This is a genomic window from Paraburkholderia denitrificans (genome assembly GCF_042655705.1).
GTDB classification, from domain to species: Bacteria; Pseudomonadota; Gammaproteobacteria; order Burkholderiales; family Burkholderiaceae; genus Paraburkholderia; species Paraburkholderia denitrificans.
Map to the genome: position 1 here is coordinate 222,363 of NZ_JBHSMP010000011.1, position 15,339 is coordinate 237,701.

A 15,339-nucleotide genomic window follows, 5' to 3' on the forward strand; every position below is an offset into this window, starting at 1 on the left:
CCCCTTCTCCCTGCCTTCCTGCTGCCTGCCTGATGCCTCCCGCCCTGCGGCTCAGACGAACTCGGGAATCGTCGCGTCGATCGCTTCGGCAAGCGTGTTGAACGCAGGAGCGATCTCCTCGTCGGGCACGCACGCATAGCCGATCAGCAAGCCCGAAGCCGCGCTCGAACGCGCCGGGTCCGAGTAATACCCCGACAGCGGCCGCACGACGATATTGCGCGCCAGCGCGGCCTCGGACACCGCACGGTCATCACACCCCGCGGGCAACTTCATCACGACGTGCAGACCCGCGTCGCCGCCCATCGCGGGCAGCGCGTGGCCGTAGCGGCTCGCGGCGGCGTCCAGCAGCGCCTCGCGGCGCTGACCGTACAGCGCGCGCATCTTGCGGATATGCGACGTGAAATGCCCTTCCGCGATGAATTCCGCCAGCACCGCTTGCTGCAGCAACTGACCTTCGCGATATAGCTCGGCGCTCGCGGTGGCGAAGCTCTCGGCGAGCGCCTCGGGCGCGACCAGGTAGCCCACGCGCAGCCCGGGGAACAGCGTCTTGCCGAAACTGCCCACGTAAATCACCTGGCCCGCGTTGTCGAGGCCCTGCAGCGACGCGAGCGGACGGCTGCCGTAGCGGAACTCGCTGTCGTAGTCGTCCTCGATGATCCAGCACTGATGCTGGCGCGCGTATTCGAGCAGCATGCGGCGGCGCGCGAGGCTCATCACCATCCCGAGCGGATACTGGTGCGACGGCGTGACGAGAATCAGCTTGGGCGGTGCGGCGAAATCGTCCGCCGAGGGATTGATCCCCTCGCCGTCCACGGCAATCGGACGCGGATTCAGCCCCGAAACGTGCAGCACGCTGCGCAGGCCCCAATAGCAGGGATCCTCGGTCCAGATGACATCGCCGGAATCGGTCAGCAGCCGCACGGCCAGATCGACCGACTGGTGGATGCCGGTCGTAATGATGATCTGCTCGGGCGAGCAGCGCACCGAGCGCGAGGTGCGCAGGTAATCGGCCAGCACATGGCGCAGCAGCGCGAGCCCGCCGCCTGGCGCGTACGTGAGCAGATCCGGGCGCAGGCTGCGCCAGTACTTGTTGTGGAGCCGCGTCCAGACACGTGCGGGAAAACGTGAGACGTCCGGCACGCCGGGCATGAACGCACCGCCCTGGCGCTTCGACACGCCCGCGCCGGAGACGAGCCGTGCGCCGCGCGCGGAGAGCGCGCGTACCGCATCGCGCTGGGCAGGCAAGCCGGCCGGCACGACCAGCGGCGCCGCACTGGCGAGCGTACTGGCCATATCCGCTCGCCCAAGATCCGTCGAAAAACCCGCTGGCGCGCCCGCTGGCAGCCGGAGCGCTCCGCCGCCCGCGGCCATCGCCCGATCCGACCCGAAAGCGCCGATTTCATTCGCGCCCACGATCTCGTCGGGCGACGTATCGGCGACGTACGTCCCGCGTCCGGTCGTGGAGGTCACGTACCCCTCCAGCACCAGTTGCTCGTAGACCTGCGTGACGGTATTGCGTGCAATTCCCAGTTCGGCGGCCAGCAGCCGTGACGACGGCACGCGCGAGCCAGCGGGCAGTTCGCGCGACAGGATCGCCTGCTGCAGCAGCCGGTGCAGCTGCCGGTAGACCGGCTGACCGCTCCCGCGCTCCAGCCGCTGGGCCAGCCAGTCTGACAGCACGCTCGCTCGCATCGAAATTGGCTCCTATGAATTTTATTGAATGGCTCTGAAAGTTAGAGCCAAACGTGAGTATAGTCGCTCCATCGGCCGCCAGTCGGCCCGAGTCCCACCCGTACCCAGAATCGAACGTGAAGGAGATAAACCGTGAAGAACGCTGAACTGCAGAGCCGCAAGGACGCCGCCACCCCGCGCGGCGTGGGCGTGATGTGCAACTTCTACGCCGAACGCGCCGAGAACGCGGAACTGTGGGATGTCGAAGGCCGCCGCTTCATCGATTTCGCGGCCGGCATCGCCGTCTGCAACACCGGCCATCGTCATCCGAAGGTCATCGCCGCCGTGCGCGAGCAGCTCGATCACTTCACGCACACCTGCTACCAGGTCGTCCCGTACGCGTCGTATGTCACGCTGGCCGAGAAAATCTCGAAGCGCGCGCCCGGCAACTTCGCGAAGAAGACCACCTTCTTCACGACCGGTGCGGAAGCCGTCGAAAACGCCGTGAAGATCGCACGCGCCGCGACCGGCCGTCCGGGCGTGATCGCCTTCGCGGGCGGCTTCCATGGCCGCACGCTGATGGGCATGGCCCTCACCGGCAAGGTCGCGCCGTACAAGCTCGGTTTCGGCCCGTTCCCGTCGGATGTCTACCACGCACCGTATCCGAACCCGATCCACGGCATCACGACCGCCGATTCGCTGAAGGCCATCGAAACGCTGTTCAAGGCCGACGTCGATCCGAAGCGCGTGGCCGCGATCATCTTCGAACCGGTTCAGGGCGAAGGCGGCTTCACCCCCGCACCGACGGACTTCGTGCAAGGCCTGCGCAAGATTTGCGACACGCACGGCATCCTCCTGATCGCCGACGAAGTGCAAACCGGCTTCGCGCGCACCGGCAAGCTGTTCGCGATGGACCATCACGGCGTCGCGCCTGACCTGATGACGATCGCCAAGAGCCTCGCGGGCGGCATGCCGCTGTCGGGCGTGGTCGGCCGTGCGGAGATCATGGACGCGGCAGCGCCTGGCGGCCTCGGCGGAACGTACGCGGGCAACCCGCTGGCCGTCGCCGCTGCGCACGCGGTGCTCGACATCATCGACGAAGAAAAGCTCTGCGAGCGCGCCACGCGCCTCGGCGACAAGCTCAAGGCCAGGCTGAATGCGCTGAAGGCCGAAGTGCCGCAAATCATCGACGTGCGCGGCCCGGGCGGGATGATCGCCGTCGAGTTCGGCAAGCCCGGCACGACCGAGCCGGACGCAGACTTCACGAAGCGCATGCAGGCAGCGGCGCTCGAGCGCGGCTTGATCCTGCTCGTGTGCGGCGTGTACGGCAATGTCGTGCGCTTCCTGTTCCCGCTGACCGTCCAGGACAATGTGTTCGACGAAGCGCTCGGCATCGTCGAAGAATCGATCAAGGAAGCGGTCGGCGTCGCGGCCTGATACGCGTGTCACTACGCCAGGCGAACGGCACAGCGGCACACGCCGCTGTGCCGTTCGCGCTTAACAGATCAATCGAATCGAAGTAAGTCTGGAGTTCCACGATGAACCTGAAAGACGCATCGCTGCTGCAAAACAAGGCCTTCCTCGCGGGCGAATGGCAAGGCGCCGAAGACGGCGCCACGCTCGACGTGACGAATCCCGCCACCGGCGCGCTGATCGGCACGGTGCCGCGCATAGGCGCGTCCGAAACGCGCCGCGCCATCGCCGCCGCGAACGCCGCATGGCCGGCATGGCGCGCGAAGACCGCCAAGGAGCGCGGCGCGATCCTGCGCAAGTGGCACGACCTGATGATCGAGCACGCCGACGACCTCGCGCTGATCCTCACCACCGAACAGGGCAAGCCGCTCGCCGAAGCGAAGGGTGAAATCGGCTACGCCGCCTCGTTCCTCGAATGGTTCGCGGAAGAAGGCAAGCGCATTTACGGCGATACGATTCCGACGGTCGCGCCCGACCGCCGTCTCGTCGTCACGAAGGAGCCGATTGGCGTCTGCGCCGCTATCACGCCGTGGAACTTCCCCTCCGCGATGATCACGCGCAAGGTCGGCCCGGCGCTGGCCGCGGGCTGCCCGATCGTCGTGAAGCCCGCTGAAGCAACGCCCTTCTCGGCGCTCGCGATGGCCGTGCTCGCGCAGCGCGCAGGCGTGCCCGCAGGCGTGTTCAGCGTCCTGACCGGCGACCCGAAAGCGATCGGCGGCGAACTGACGGGCAACCCGACCGTGCGCAAGCTGTCGTTCACGGGCTCGACGGCGGTGGGCCGTCTGCTGATGGGCCAGTGCGCGCCGACCGTGAAGAAAGTCTCGCTCGAACTGGGCGGCAACGCGCCGTTCATCGTGTTCGAAGACGCCGATCTCGATGCCGCCGTGGCAGGCGCCGTCGCCTCGAAGTATCGCAACAGCGGCCAGACCTGCGTCTGCACGAATCGCTTCTACGTTCACGACAAGGTGTACGACGCATTCGCGGCCAAGCTGCGCGACGCCGTCGACAAGCTGAAGGTCGGCCTCGGCACCGAGACCGGCGTGACGCAAGGTCCGCTCATCAACGAAGCGGCCGTGCTGAAGGTGGAGTCGCACATCGAAGACGCACTCGCGAAGGGCGCACAGCTCCTCACGGGCGGCAAGCGCCACGCGCTTGGCCACGGCTTCTTCGAGCCGACCATCCTGACCGGCGTGACGACCGCGATGAAGGTCGCGCGCGACGAAACGTTCGGCCCGGTAGCGCCGCTGTTCCGTTTCTCGTCCGATGAGGAAGTCATCAAGATGGCGAACGATACCGAGTTCGGTCTTGCCGCCTACTTCTTCAGCCGCGATATCGGCCGCGTGTGGCGCGTGGCTGAAGCGCTCGAATACGGCATGGTGGGCATCAACACCGGCCTGATCTCGAACGAAGTCGCGCCGTTCGGCGGCGTCAAGCAATCGGGCCTGGGCCGCGAAGGCTCGCACTACGGCGTGGATGACTACGTCGTCGTCAAGTACCTGTGCATGGGTGGCATGTAAGGCACGGCGGGCAGCGATTGTCACGCTGCGCGCCGACGTCGATGAGATGGTCAGCCTGACTGAAACAGCCCGATCGGCTTACGCCGATCGGGCTGTTTCCTCTTTGGAGATCGTCATGGGCACCATCTCATTTACAGATCGTCACCGTCACCGCCTTGCGGCCTGTTTAATGCGACAGGACCGCTGCGACCGCGGGCGACATATTCCGAAGCCAATTCGACAAAAGCCCGAACCTGTCCGGGGAGAAACTCCCGGCTCGGATAGACGAGCGATATGTTCATGCCGTCGTCCGACACGCGATAAGCCTCCAGCAGGCGTACGAGATCACCGCGCTGAAGTTCGTCTTCAATCAGGCATTCAGGAAGCAATGCAATGCCCGCTCCGACAATCGCCAGCTGCTTTTGCATCATTCGGCTACTTGCGACGAATGCTTCGCTCACGCGAATGCAATAATCTTCGTCACCCGTGAAGTTCCAATACTTGTTTCGCCCCCACGCTGCAAAACCAATCGCACGATGGGCATCCAGCTGATCCGGCCGCAGCGGTGTGGCCGCGCGTTCCAGATATGAGGGCGCAGCAACGGGCACCAATCTCGAACGAATCAATGTGCGCGATACGTGCGTGATGGACTTGACCATCTCATCACTCAAGATTCCCACATCGAATCTGCCACTCACCAGATCGACTTGTGACTCAGTCGACGTTACATACAGCGATACGTCCGGATAACTGGCCCGGTATTCGGCGAAAAGCGCCGCGAATCCCTGCTGGGCAAGACCGCTGATCATGGCGACACGAAGCTCGCCGGAAATTGCCGTGGACGCGCGCGTTGCCGAGGCCTCAACACTGGCGAGGCTTGACAGCAAGGTTCGGCATCCACGCGCGTATTGCGCACCAACGTCGGTGAGAACCGTTCTTCGAGCGGATCTCTGAAGCAGTTTCACACCGAGGCGCGACTCGAGATCATCGACATAGCGGTTCACGCGCGATGGAGAAAGGTTGAGCTGCTGAGCGGCTCGCGTGAACTGCTCAGTATCGGCAACCTTGAGGAAGACCTGCATCGCGCTAAATAAGTGATTCACAATAACCGTACGTTGACGTTCGAGAAAATGCGTGTCTTACGCACAGCGTTTTCATCAAAACCGCAATGAATCAGGCAAGTAACCGCGTGGTAATGCGTGAGCTCAGCTTCCGAAGAACACATTGCAGAAGCTTACGGGGCCGACGCACTCCGGCGTTGCCGCACCGCGATTCCAGCGTCCGTTGTGCTGATGAGCTACCGCGTCTGCCGAATCAGCCGTCGCGCCACGCCCTTCGACTGCGTCTGCCTGTTGAACGGCAGCCACTTGAGCCAGCGCGGCGGGTTGGGTTTGGGCCTGCTGATGATCCGCCTGTGCGTAAGCTTGTTGCGATGCCATCGAGAATGCACCAACAGACGCAAGAATAACCACCGAAAGATGAAGCAACGATTGCTTTTTCATTATGAATCCCTAACTTAAAGACTGAATTTCAGAAGCGTCGATTGATCAGATGGCGATCTGGCGAGAAGATGTGCGGCTTGACCTTGCTGTTGCTGCACTCTTGCTAAAGATTCTTCTTCGTCGTTTCCCTACGTGATCTCGAACCGACAGGGAGAAGCATGAATTGTTCGATGTATAAAGTCCAAGGAGAATTTTCGATCTACGCCATTAGGTAAACCGATAGGTCACGATCGAACCGTGCAGGACGTCCCCCTCATTCGCTCCCACAAGTTCGTCAGGGCGCACGACGAACTGCCGGGATCGCGACTCGATCCCGGCACAGCATGGAGATACTCATAAGCCAGGTCGATCACTGCTTTCGGAAAACCGTCTTGGACACATTGGCGGCCAACGGGCACAATTTTCAGTATCGCAATCGAGCAAAACCCGAATCCGCTCTTCAAGTTCGCGTTAGCTCTGCTTTGTCAAATGCGCGCCGTCACGCTTTCAGATTAATGACGCAAGCTGCGCGCTAATGCCTGAAATGCCCGCAAACACTACACATTTCGTGTGGGATTGTTTTCCCGATCCCGACCTGGCTCACTCCAACGCAAGCCAAACGAAGCAGCCCATGTGGCCTCTTCCAGTGGATCAATCCGGTCGTTCGCCGTCACAGGTTTGACGTCGTCATCCGTCGTTGCGCCAAAGGAATTCCCGTGCCACAAGCCTCAGCCGCTCCACTTCGGTCGTGCGATTCAACTGCCGTCCATTCTGGAGAACCGCCTTTCTCGTCGAGCGTTTTTGCTGTCCAGACGGCCGCGATTATTTGCGCCTTTTTTCGGCGTGGCGACATTCGCCCGGTCACACATGAGCATGCTCTCCCCTTCGTGGCCGCCCGGCACTCAGCAATACGCAAGGACCCGGCCTTGATGGCGCTCGCCGGCCTGCGCTGCGCATTTTTCCTGCGCGCGCATTCATCTGGAGATGCTGTTCAATGATCGAAGAAATCCGCCTTTTCGGCGTTTATATGCCGTCCGCCTTGTTCTGGGCGGCCATTGCGCTAACCGTCACGTTTCTTTCGCGCGGAATCCTGGCGCGCATTCCGTTGCGCCAGTTTCTCTGGCATCCCGGGCTGATCGACCTGGCGACATTCTTCCTGCTCTGGTGGGGAATCACGCGCCTCGCCGATGCCTGCTTCCCCCACGGTTTCATCTCCTGACATGCAGCGATTTACCAGTCTCCTCCGAACCGTCCTCACTGTGGCAGTCATTCTGGGCGTACTGGGGGCCATCTACGCACTGTGGGTCCGCTATCAAATCGAGCCGCTCACGCGCGACGGCAAGGTTCGGGCGGACATCGTGCCGATTGCCCCCGACATCAGCGGTCTCGTCACAGAGGTACGCGTGCGCGACAACGAAGCAGTCAAGCAGGGGCAGGTTTTGATGGTGATCGATCCGTCGCGCTACAAGATCGCGCTGGATCAGGCCAATGCCAATCTCGCGAGCGCACGTGCGGACCTGGACGAGGCAATACGCGAAGACAAGCGGAATCACTCGATGCCTGACGTCGTCGCGACGGAATCGACGGAGCAAGGCACGGCGAAAGTGGAAAAACTGCGTGCCACGGTTGCGCAGACCCAAGCCGCGCGCAATCTTGCAGCATTGAATCTCGAGCGCACGCTCGTGCGGGCGCAGGTCGACGGCGTTGTCTCCAACGTAGGACTCCTGCCCGGCACCTATCTCACAGCAGGACAAGGCGCGATGGCGCTTGTCAACAATCAGTCGCTGCGCGTGGAAGGCTATTTCGAGGAAACCAAGCTTCCGGCCATTCACGTTGGCGATCCCGCGAGCATCTATCTGATGGGCGTGGCCAGCGAGATCCGTGGCCATGTGCAGAGCATTGCCGGCGGGATACAGGATCGCGAACGCGAAGGCAGCGACGCGAAGCTCGCCAACGTGAATCCGTCGTTCACCTGGGTGCGTCTGGCGCAGCGGATTCCGGTGCGCATCGCCATCGATTCGGTTCCACCCCACGTGCGCCTCGTGCCTGGCCAAACCGCATCCGTGGAGATTCATTCCCGTGCGGGCGATGTCATGGTGCGCCGAAGCCTTCCGTGGTAACCGCCAGGGACCTCAACACTCGACCTCTCAGAATCAGAAGCCCATGCAGCGTACTCCCCTACTTCGAAACATCAGTTATTTGCTCGCGGTCGACGAGCATCGGAACTTCACGCGCGCAGCGGATGCGCTCAGCGTTTCACAGTCGGCGCTTTCGCAGAAGGTGCGTCAACTGGAAGAGGAGTTGGGGGCGCAATTATTCGACCGCAGCGGGCGAGTCGTTCGCCTGACCGATTTCGGCACGGTCTATCTGGAGTACGCGCACCGTGCCTACAACGACCTGCTTACCGCGCAGCGTGCCATGCATGACGTACACGATCTGTCGCGCGGGCAATTGCGGATCGCCTTTACCCCAACGTTCACTGAGTATCTCGTCGCTCCGGTCGTCGCGCATTTTCACGAGCAATATCCCGGTGTGATCGTCGAAATGACGGAAATGTCGCTCGACGCCGTGGAAAGCGCGCTCATCGCCGACAAAGTGGATCTCGCATTCGGGTTCACCGACATACGCTCCGACGAGATCGAAGCCGCGCCGCTCTTCCCCGAGCAACTGACGCTCGCGGTCGGCAGGACGCATGCGCTCGCCAAGCAGCGCTCGCCGGTCACCCCAAAACAGTTGTCGAAGATACCGCTCGCGCTCCTGACAAGGAGTTTCGTATCGCGTTTCTATGTCGACAGCTATTTCGCGTCCTGCGGCATGGAACCCACCGTCGTGTTGCAGGCGAATTCGATCAGCGCGGTGCTCAAGATCGTGAGCCACGGAAAGATCGCGACGATATTGCCGAATACGATCGAATTCGAGCATCGCGACCTGCAGTATGTTTCGCTGAATCCGCCGTTTCCGATGCGTACGACGGCCCTGCTTAGATCCAGGCGCGCGTACCGGTCCGCGCCCGCAACGGCCTTCTCCGCCGCGGTTCTCGGATTGCTCACCAGTGGATGCCTGATACCGCTGCGCATGCCGACGAAGAGCTTCGACAACCCGGCCGGAAACGCCACGCAACATCAATTCGAGCTGCCATCCAGGAACACGTCGGGTACCGCTCGATAGATCACGGTACCTGGTGACCCGCCCCCTTCAGCAGGGTCGTCGGGTTTCCTGCAAATCCATGGTCCACTCTTTTTCTGCAACCGTTATTTTTGACGCAGTGGTGGACTTGCTCGAATGTATCCGGCTATCAGGCGTCCGGGTCGGCAATCCCACTCTTCAACGTCCGAAGCGATGACAGGGCTCCATCGTCGAGCAATTCCATGACGGACGCCGCAAAGGCTGTCGAGGCGACGGAGCGGTAAGCACGTTTGTAGCGCAGCAGCGCGGCTGTCCGCACGGGGAACGCCGGATTCAGCGCCACGTATTGAAAGTTGCGATGCTCGAACTCGATCGAACTCGGCAAGATCGTTGCGATTTTTCCGTGGCTCACGATTTTGAGCACGGCGCTGATCGAATTCGCCTGCAATGCAACCGTGGGTTGCATTTCGCGGGACGTGAAATAGCTTTCGACATAAAAGCGTGACACGAAATTCGTCGTAAGCAGCGCAAGCGGTATTTTGGCGAACTGCTCTGGCGTGACTGGAGTGGACTGCGTTGCCAAAGGATGGTCGTTGCCGACCACGAGCATCAATTGCTCGGGGAAAAGCGGCTCCGCTTCAACCTCGTCGGAGCGCACGTCGGTAAAGCCGAATGCGAGATCGACCTGATCTTCGACGAGCGCGGTTTCCACCGCGTCCAGCGACATTTCGGTCATTTCGATGACGACACCGGGGTACTTCTCGTGGAAATGCTCGATGACCGGAGCGACGAGATATTCGGTGAAGGTCGGCGTAAAGGCAACACGCAACTGACCGCGCGAAAGATCGTGGACATCCTTCACGGCGCGCTGCGCGGTCAGGAGATCGTAATAGGCGCGGCGCGCATACTCAAGGTAGATGTTGCCGAATTCGGTCAGGCGGACGACTCTTCCGCCACGGTCGAACAGCTGTGCTCCGAGCTCATCCTCCAGTTGACGAACCTTTTGCGACAGTGCCGACTGCGAAACGCAGAGCGCATCTGCCGCGCGCGTGAAATTCCGGTTCTCATCGACGGCGAGCAGATAACTGATGTTTCGCAAGAGCGGGTTGCGCGGCATGAGCCCCCTCTTTCGCAGGCCTAATTGCGCCTGATCGTCCGCCGGTTTTCCGTCATGGCTTTCGGATTCCCTGCTCCCGCCGCTGCCCGGATCGACGACTGCTTTCGATTTCGTAATTGCGTGTGCGGCGCATGCGTCGCGGAATTCAGCGGCGGCGGGGGGGTTGGTTTTCGGCAGTGTCAAAGGTGAAGTATCGAACATCGAATGAAAATCAGGTAATTGATTAACGCATGAGCGACGTGCGGCGAGCGATGGCGGCAGATCTACTGCCACCCGCCCCCCAATGCCAGAAACGCTGATATCTGGTCATTGTTGACGTCCGACTGTGCGGCAGCGACCGCGTTCTCGGCGGCGAGCCAGGTGCGTTGGGCGTCCAGTGCTTCGAGACCGCCGACTCGCCCGCCGCGCAACAACTCGTCGGTGCGCTCATCGACGGCGCGCGCCGAGTCACGCGCGGATTCGAGCCGCTGCAACCGGTCAAGCGCGGAGGCGTAATTGTCGAGCGACGTTTCCGTCTCGCGCAGCGCGGTAAGCACCGTGCTGTCGAAACGCGCGAGGCTCACGCGACTCTGTGCCTGAGCGGCCGCTATCCGGTCGCGGATCGCGCTGCGATGCAAATCCCAGCTCACCATGGGGCCCACGGCAAACCGGTTCGTGAGCGGCGTAAAGAAACTGTTGGCTGCGCCGGTCGATCCGATCGACGCGCCAATCTTGATGTCGGGATAGAGCGCCGCCGTTTCCACGCCGATGTCCGCCGTCGCGGCGGCCAGATGGCGTTCCGCGGCGCGCACGTCGGGCCGCCGGCTCAGCAGCGTGCGTCCGTCGCCCGCCGGAAGCAGTGTCTTCAGTTCGAGCGGTGTGTGGCAGGCGAGAAGCGCTTTGTCGTAGTTGGCGGGCGGCTGGCCCATCAACGTGGCCAGACTAAATACGGCGTTCATCCTCTTCGCCTGAAGCGGGGCGAGTTGTGCACGACTGTCTTCAATCGCACCGCGTTCCCGCTCCTGATTGAATGAGGGCGCGCGGCCATTTGCGATCAGTTCGCGTGTGAGCGCGAGACGACGCTCCTGCACGGAGATTTGCCGTTGCAGGATATCGATTTCGTTGCCGGCATTGCAGAGATCCGAGTAGGCGCGCGCCGTTTGCGCGGCGACATTCACGCGCACGAGATCGCGCGCGGCGACGACGGCTTCGCGGTCGGCTGCGGCGGCTTCGATCCCGCGGCGGATGCCGCCGAAGAGATCGAGGTCGTAGCTGATGGTGAAGCCCGTATTGTAGATTTCGTGCCTGGGCGGCTCGACATGTGACAGCGACGCTTCTGCCGACTGCTGCGTATAGTTCGTGGACGCGTCGAACCCGATAGACGGTTCGCGTGCCGTGCGCGCGAGCCCGAGCAGCGCGTCGCTGCGTTCGAGATTGGCCTGTGCGGCCTTGAGATCGACATTGCTGGCAAGCGCGCTCTCGATCAGTCGATCGAGAGTGGGATCGTCGAAAAGACGCCACCAGTGATCGGGCACGGGCGCTTCCGAAGCGACCGACGTGCCGGAGACGAACGCGCCATGCGCCGCAGGTGCATTGACGAGCGCGTGCGGCGGCACCTTGTAGTCCGGGCCGACTTCCGCGCAGCCTGCGCAGGCCACGCAGATCGCCGCAATCATCATTCGCCTTGCGCTTATATAGCCCCCGAAATTGTGGTTCTTTTTAATCATTATTCTGCCTCCCGGTGTTGATGCGTTTGCGGGAAGAGATTGCAACGCAAGCCGACGAGCGCCATCACGGTTGAGTCATCGCGTTTCGCGGGCTGGCTCGCGACAACGTCGATAGCGCGTTCGAGCGACGCCAGCAGGACCGCCGTGCCGGGCAACGGATGGTGGGCGGAAAGCCTTGCCCGATACAGCGCCGACACTTCCCGAAGCGCTGCTTCGATCACCATGCGCGTATCCGCATCGCGATCTTCCAGACCGTGACGCGCGCGGATGATGTTGCGGCCGATGCGCAGATCATCGAGGCCGTTGGCGGCGTGCAGCACGTCACCGGCGTTCGTCAGTGCCATGCGCGCCGCGATCTGGCCAAGACGGTCGACGGCCTGCGCCGTCCACGCACGCGCCGCGAGCGGCTGGGCCGGGTCGGCCAGTTGCGCCAGATCCGCCCAGTTCTGGCGCACGATGCGATACGCGGTCCAGCGTGAGTTAGCCGACCGGAACAGTCTGGTGACGACGAGCGTGGTAATGATGCCGCCCACCTGTGCGAGCCCGGTGTTGACGAAGCCTGCGAAGTCCGCCTGAAACCGGTCGAGGAAACCCATCGCGACGATGAAGCAGGAGAGCATCGGCAACGCACGCGCGCTGCGCGCGGGATCGGCCTGCAGGTATCCCATCCAGATGAGAGCCGGCGCGAGCGTCAGGATGAGCATGGCAGCCCCGTCGACGCGCGGCAGGATCACGAACAGGTAGAGCGCGGCCAGCGGAAACGTCATCAGCGTCGCGATCAGATACCGGCCGATCGCAGGCGCAGGATCGTCCTGCGCGGCAAACGAACAGGTGACCAGCGCGGCGAATGCCGCGGTCGCCGCACCGTTCGGCCATGCCAGCAGGATCCATACCGCGCAGTAGATCATGATGGCAGTCGTCATCGCGGCGCCGGCGAGGAGCGCGAGGACATGATCCCGAGCCAGCGGAAAATTGTTGCTGCTTCTGGCGACCTCAGCCTGAAGACCTTGGTCGAGCTTGCCCTCGGCGAATGCGCGCACCAGGCCGCGAGCAGCTTGCAGCGTCTCGAGGAATTCCGCGGTGCGTTCAAAGAGGTTTGCCGCGAGCAGCGATGTCCATTGCCGGTGTTGCAGGCGCTCCTCGGCGAGCGCCCTGCAACGCGACACCAGTTCGCTGTCGCGAGACTCGCCGATCTCCTGAGTGGAATGCAGGCTGTTGACCAGCGAGTCAACCAGCTCGCCGGTTTCGCGATCGACTGCGTTGAGCGAGCGAAGCTGGTCCAGCCGATTTGCGGCGGCCGAAGCAATCGAAAGCAGGATCGCAAGCCTGTGTTGCAATTCCGTCACGGTGGCGCGCGTCGCATGCGCGAAACGCCGGTCGAAACGCAGATTCACCGCCATCATGCCGAGCTCGGTCACGTCGGCAGCGAGTTTGCGCCGGTGCTCATATTCGAGTCGCGTGTGATGCACGCCGAAGGCTTCACCCGTCCAGCGGCAGGCATCGTTCAAAAAGGAAAGCGCGCGTTCGTGAATGACCGACCGGATATCGGTGGGGCGGAGAACGCGGTGCGTGATGGTCACGCAAAGAATCGCCACCGTCATTTCCTCGACGCGCGAAATCGTCGTCGTGAATATATTCGACGGGTCGTCCAGATAGGGAAAGCAAATGACCGCGGAACTGAACGCCGCCATCTGGAACAGGAAGGCTCGCGGCGTGCGGTCGAGGACGGCCAGGTACATGCACAAACCGATCCAGATCGCGAGACACAGAACCAGCAGCATGGGAGAGTTCTGCAGATTGGGCGCGATCAGGATCGTGACGAGGGCGCCTATGCCGATGCCGGCAAGACGATGAAGCGCCCGCGGAGAAAACGCGCCTGCCATGGGCTGTGCCGTGACATAGACAGTCAGAAGCGCCCACCACGGCCGCGGCAAGCTTGCAACAAACGCGATGACGAGCACGAGCGCCGCTGCGAAATAGGTGCTCAGCGAAAAAAGCAGCTTTTCAGAATCAATAGTGAATGCGTCGCGCGACCGAAGTGGCGCGGCAGAAGCGTGCGGCACGTGAATTCCTTTCGGGAACAACTAACGAGACTTTCAGATACCTAACGACGAATGACTCGTACTGGGTGAAGCGGGCCGACTTTGCCCCTTTCGACGAAGGATGCCGGTGCCAGCGCGAACACCGGTGAAATTAGTGCGGGAAAAAAGCTCCACACAAAAAGTGCTGGATTTACAGGCATTTTCGGCATGAGCGCTCTGCATGCCTCTTCAAGGCGGGGCATGCGGATGTGCGCTTTGACAAACAGGGTCATTGACAGATCAGACGAATTGATGCGGGTTTCACTCTATTGCAAACATAACGAATTGTGCGCTTTTACCAGCGATGCGTCCAACACAGATTTTCGAAAGAGACAATGTGTTCAGCTTATGGCTCCTGCGCTACCTCAAGTCATCGCTTTACCCTGCATCAATAAAAAGGGACGTACTTGGGGAGCCGACATGAGATCGGCTCCAGCAAACGCGAGAGCGTCCGCGTCCGTATCGGCGGGACCACCGGACGCGATACGCGCGTCGCAAAGAGGCGTTCCGGTCAACGCGAATACATCGATTCCACGGCGATGCAATGATCGGCTTCCCTTATCGCGTGGATCGTTTTTTCGCCTTGGACTTTGCATCCCCGGCGCCTCATGCTTTCGCTCGCCGATCCATTATCTCAATGCAAAGCGATTGAGACGATAAGTAAGCCCGATGAAATGCAGCGTAATCTCTACGAAATTATTTTCGTTGAGATTTCGATCGGTTGAATCGACTGATTTCGCATCAGGATTCTGGAGTGCGATCGCGACTGCATCGGCGCAGCCGTGCAATGGCCCCGCAAGCTGGTGCACGATTTACTTCTGATTCTGAAGCTGAGCTGAAGCGCCTCGGGGTTCGGCGGCATCCTGCACGAGCCCCGGAGCAGCCCGGTTAATTAGCATTGCAAATCTATGGATGCGATGCGCCATGCGGAAGACGCTTCACGCTCGCCTGAGAGGTTTCATTTCCATCTATATGACGCCCCTGCAGTGTCGCGCGATTACCACAGCAAAGTGACTGTCCCGTGACTGCGCCGGGCTCGACATTTTCCTCTTCATAACAATGAGTTGATGGCACGTTCAGAAAGCATCCTTGATTTCGTAAAGAATCTGTTTCACAGACAGCGTTCCCGCTGGAGCAGGTTTGGCGATTAAATCTCGTCCGCAACCTGGCTCCGACATTCGCAGCCAT

12 protein-coding genes are annotated in these 15,339 nt (G+C 61.6%); 5 read left to right on the forward strand and 7 right to left on the reverse strand.

The window, feature by feature from the left end:
• Window positions 1-51 precede the first annotated feature (51 nt).
• Complete coding sequence (pdxR, locus tag ACFPTO_RS09215; RefSeq protein WP_377710993.1) at window positions 52-1,692, reverse strand: MocR-like pyridoxine biosynthesis transcription factor PdxR; 1,641 nt, start codon at window positions 1,690-1,692, stop codon at window positions 52-54.
• 132 nt (window positions 1,693-1,824) lie between these two features.
• Between pdxR and ACFPTO_RS09220 the strand changes: the two genes are divergently transcribed.
• Both ACFPTO_RS09220 and ACFPTO_RS09225 read left to right on the forward strand, forming a co-directional pair.
• Window positions 1,825-3,108, forward strand: a complete 1,284-nt coding sequence (locus tag ACFPTO_RS09220) for a 4-aminobutyrate--2-oxoglutarate transaminase (RefSeq protein WP_377710995.1) — start codon at window positions 1,825-1,827, stop codon at window positions 3,106-3,108.
• A gap of 101 nt (window positions 3,109-3,209) precedes the next feature.
• Window positions 3,210-4,661 (forward strand): NAD-dependent succinate-semialdehyde dehydrogenase, encoded by a 1,452-nt coding sequence (locus tag ACFPTO_RS09225; RefSeq protein WP_377710996.1) that lies wholly within the window; start codon window positions 3,210-3,212, stop codon window positions 4,659-4,661.
• Between the two features lie 131 nt (window positions 4,662-4,792).
• On the opposite strand, the gene ACFPTO_RS09230 is transcribed toward ACFPTO_RS09225, so the two are convergent.
• The gene (locus ACFPTO_RS09230) at window positions 4,793-5,743 is read right to left on the reverse strand and encodes a LysR family transcriptional regulator (protein WP_377710997.1); all 951 of its coding nucleotides are present in this window, start codon (window positions 5,741-5,743) and stop codon (window positions 4,793-4,795) included.
• 102 nt (window positions 5,744-5,845) lie between these two features.
• Window positions 5,846-6,142, reverse strand: coding sequence for a hypothetical protein (locus tag ACFPTO_RS09235; protein WP_377710999.1), 297 nt, complete (start codon window positions 6,140-6,142; stop codon window positions 5,846-5,848).
• Between the two features lie 973 nt (window positions 6,143-7,115).
• Here ACFPTO_RS09235 and ACFPTO_RS09240 point away from each other — a divergent pair.
• From ACFPTO_RS09240 to cynR (ACFPTO_RS09250), 3 genes are read left to right on the forward strand one after another with little or no spacing between them, the layout of a single operon-like run.
• Window positions 7,116-7,340 carry a DUF1656 domain-containing protein gene (locus ACFPTO_RS09240; protein ID WP_296656969.1) on the forward strand — a complete coding sequence of 75 codons (225 nt, stop codon included), beginning with the start codon at window positions 7,116-7,118 and terminating at the stop codon, window positions 7,338-7,340.
• 1 nt (window position 7,341) lies between these two features.
• The gene (locus tag ACFPTO_RS09245; RefSeq protein ID WP_377711001.1) at window positions 7,342-8,241 is read left to right on the forward strand and encodes an efflux RND transporter periplasmic adaptor subunit; all 900 of its coding nucleotides are present in this window, start codon (window positions 7,342-7,344) and stop codon (window positions 8,239-8,241) included.
• Between the two features lie 43 nt (window positions 8,242-8,284).
• Window positions 8,285-9,289, forward strand: coding sequence for a transcriptional regulator CynR (gene cynR, locus ACFPTO_RS09250; RefSeq protein ID WP_377711002.1), 1,005 nt, complete (start codon window positions 8,285-8,287; stop codon window positions 9,287-9,289).
• A 127-nt stretch (window positions 9,290-9,416) separates the two neighbouring features.
• Here cynR (ACFPTO_RS09250) and cynR (ACFPTO_RS09255) read toward each other — a convergent pair whose 3' ends face one another.
• From cynR (ACFPTO_RS09255) to ACFPTO_RS09270, 4 genes are all read right to left on the reverse strand, one after another.
• The gene (gene cynR, locus ACFPTO_RS09255; protein ID WP_377711004.1) at window positions 9,417-10,637 is read right to left on the reverse strand and encodes a transcriptional regulator CynR; all 1,221 of its coding nucleotides are present in this window, start codon (window positions 10,635-10,637) and stop codon (window positions 9,417-9,419) included.
• Window positions 10,628-12,022 (reverse strand): efflux transporter outer membrane subunit, encoded by a 1,395-nt coding sequence (locus tag ACFPTO_RS09260; protein WP_377711006.1) that lies wholly within the window; start codon window positions 12,020-12,022, stop codon window positions 10,628-10,630. The genes cynR (ACFPTO_RS09255) and ACFPTO_RS09260 overlap by 10 nt, the downstream gene beginning before the upstream one ends.
• A gap of 47 nt (window positions 12,023-12,069) precedes the next feature.
• Window positions 12,070-14,133: an FUSC family protein gene (locus ACFPTO_RS09265; RefSeq protein ID WP_377711007.1), complete on the reverse strand. Its 2,064-nt coding sequence runs from the start codon at window positions 14,131-14,133 to the stop codon at window positions 12,070-12,072.
• Window positions 14,134-14,780: 647 nt separating this feature from the next.
• The gene (locus ACFPTO_RS09270; RefSeq protein ID WP_377711009.1) at window positions 14,781-14,960 is read right to left on the reverse strand and encodes a hypothetical protein; all 180 of its coding nucleotides are present in this window, start codon (window positions 14,958-14,960) and stop codon (window positions 14,781-14,783) included.
• Window positions 14,961-15,339: the final 379 nt, after the last annotated feature.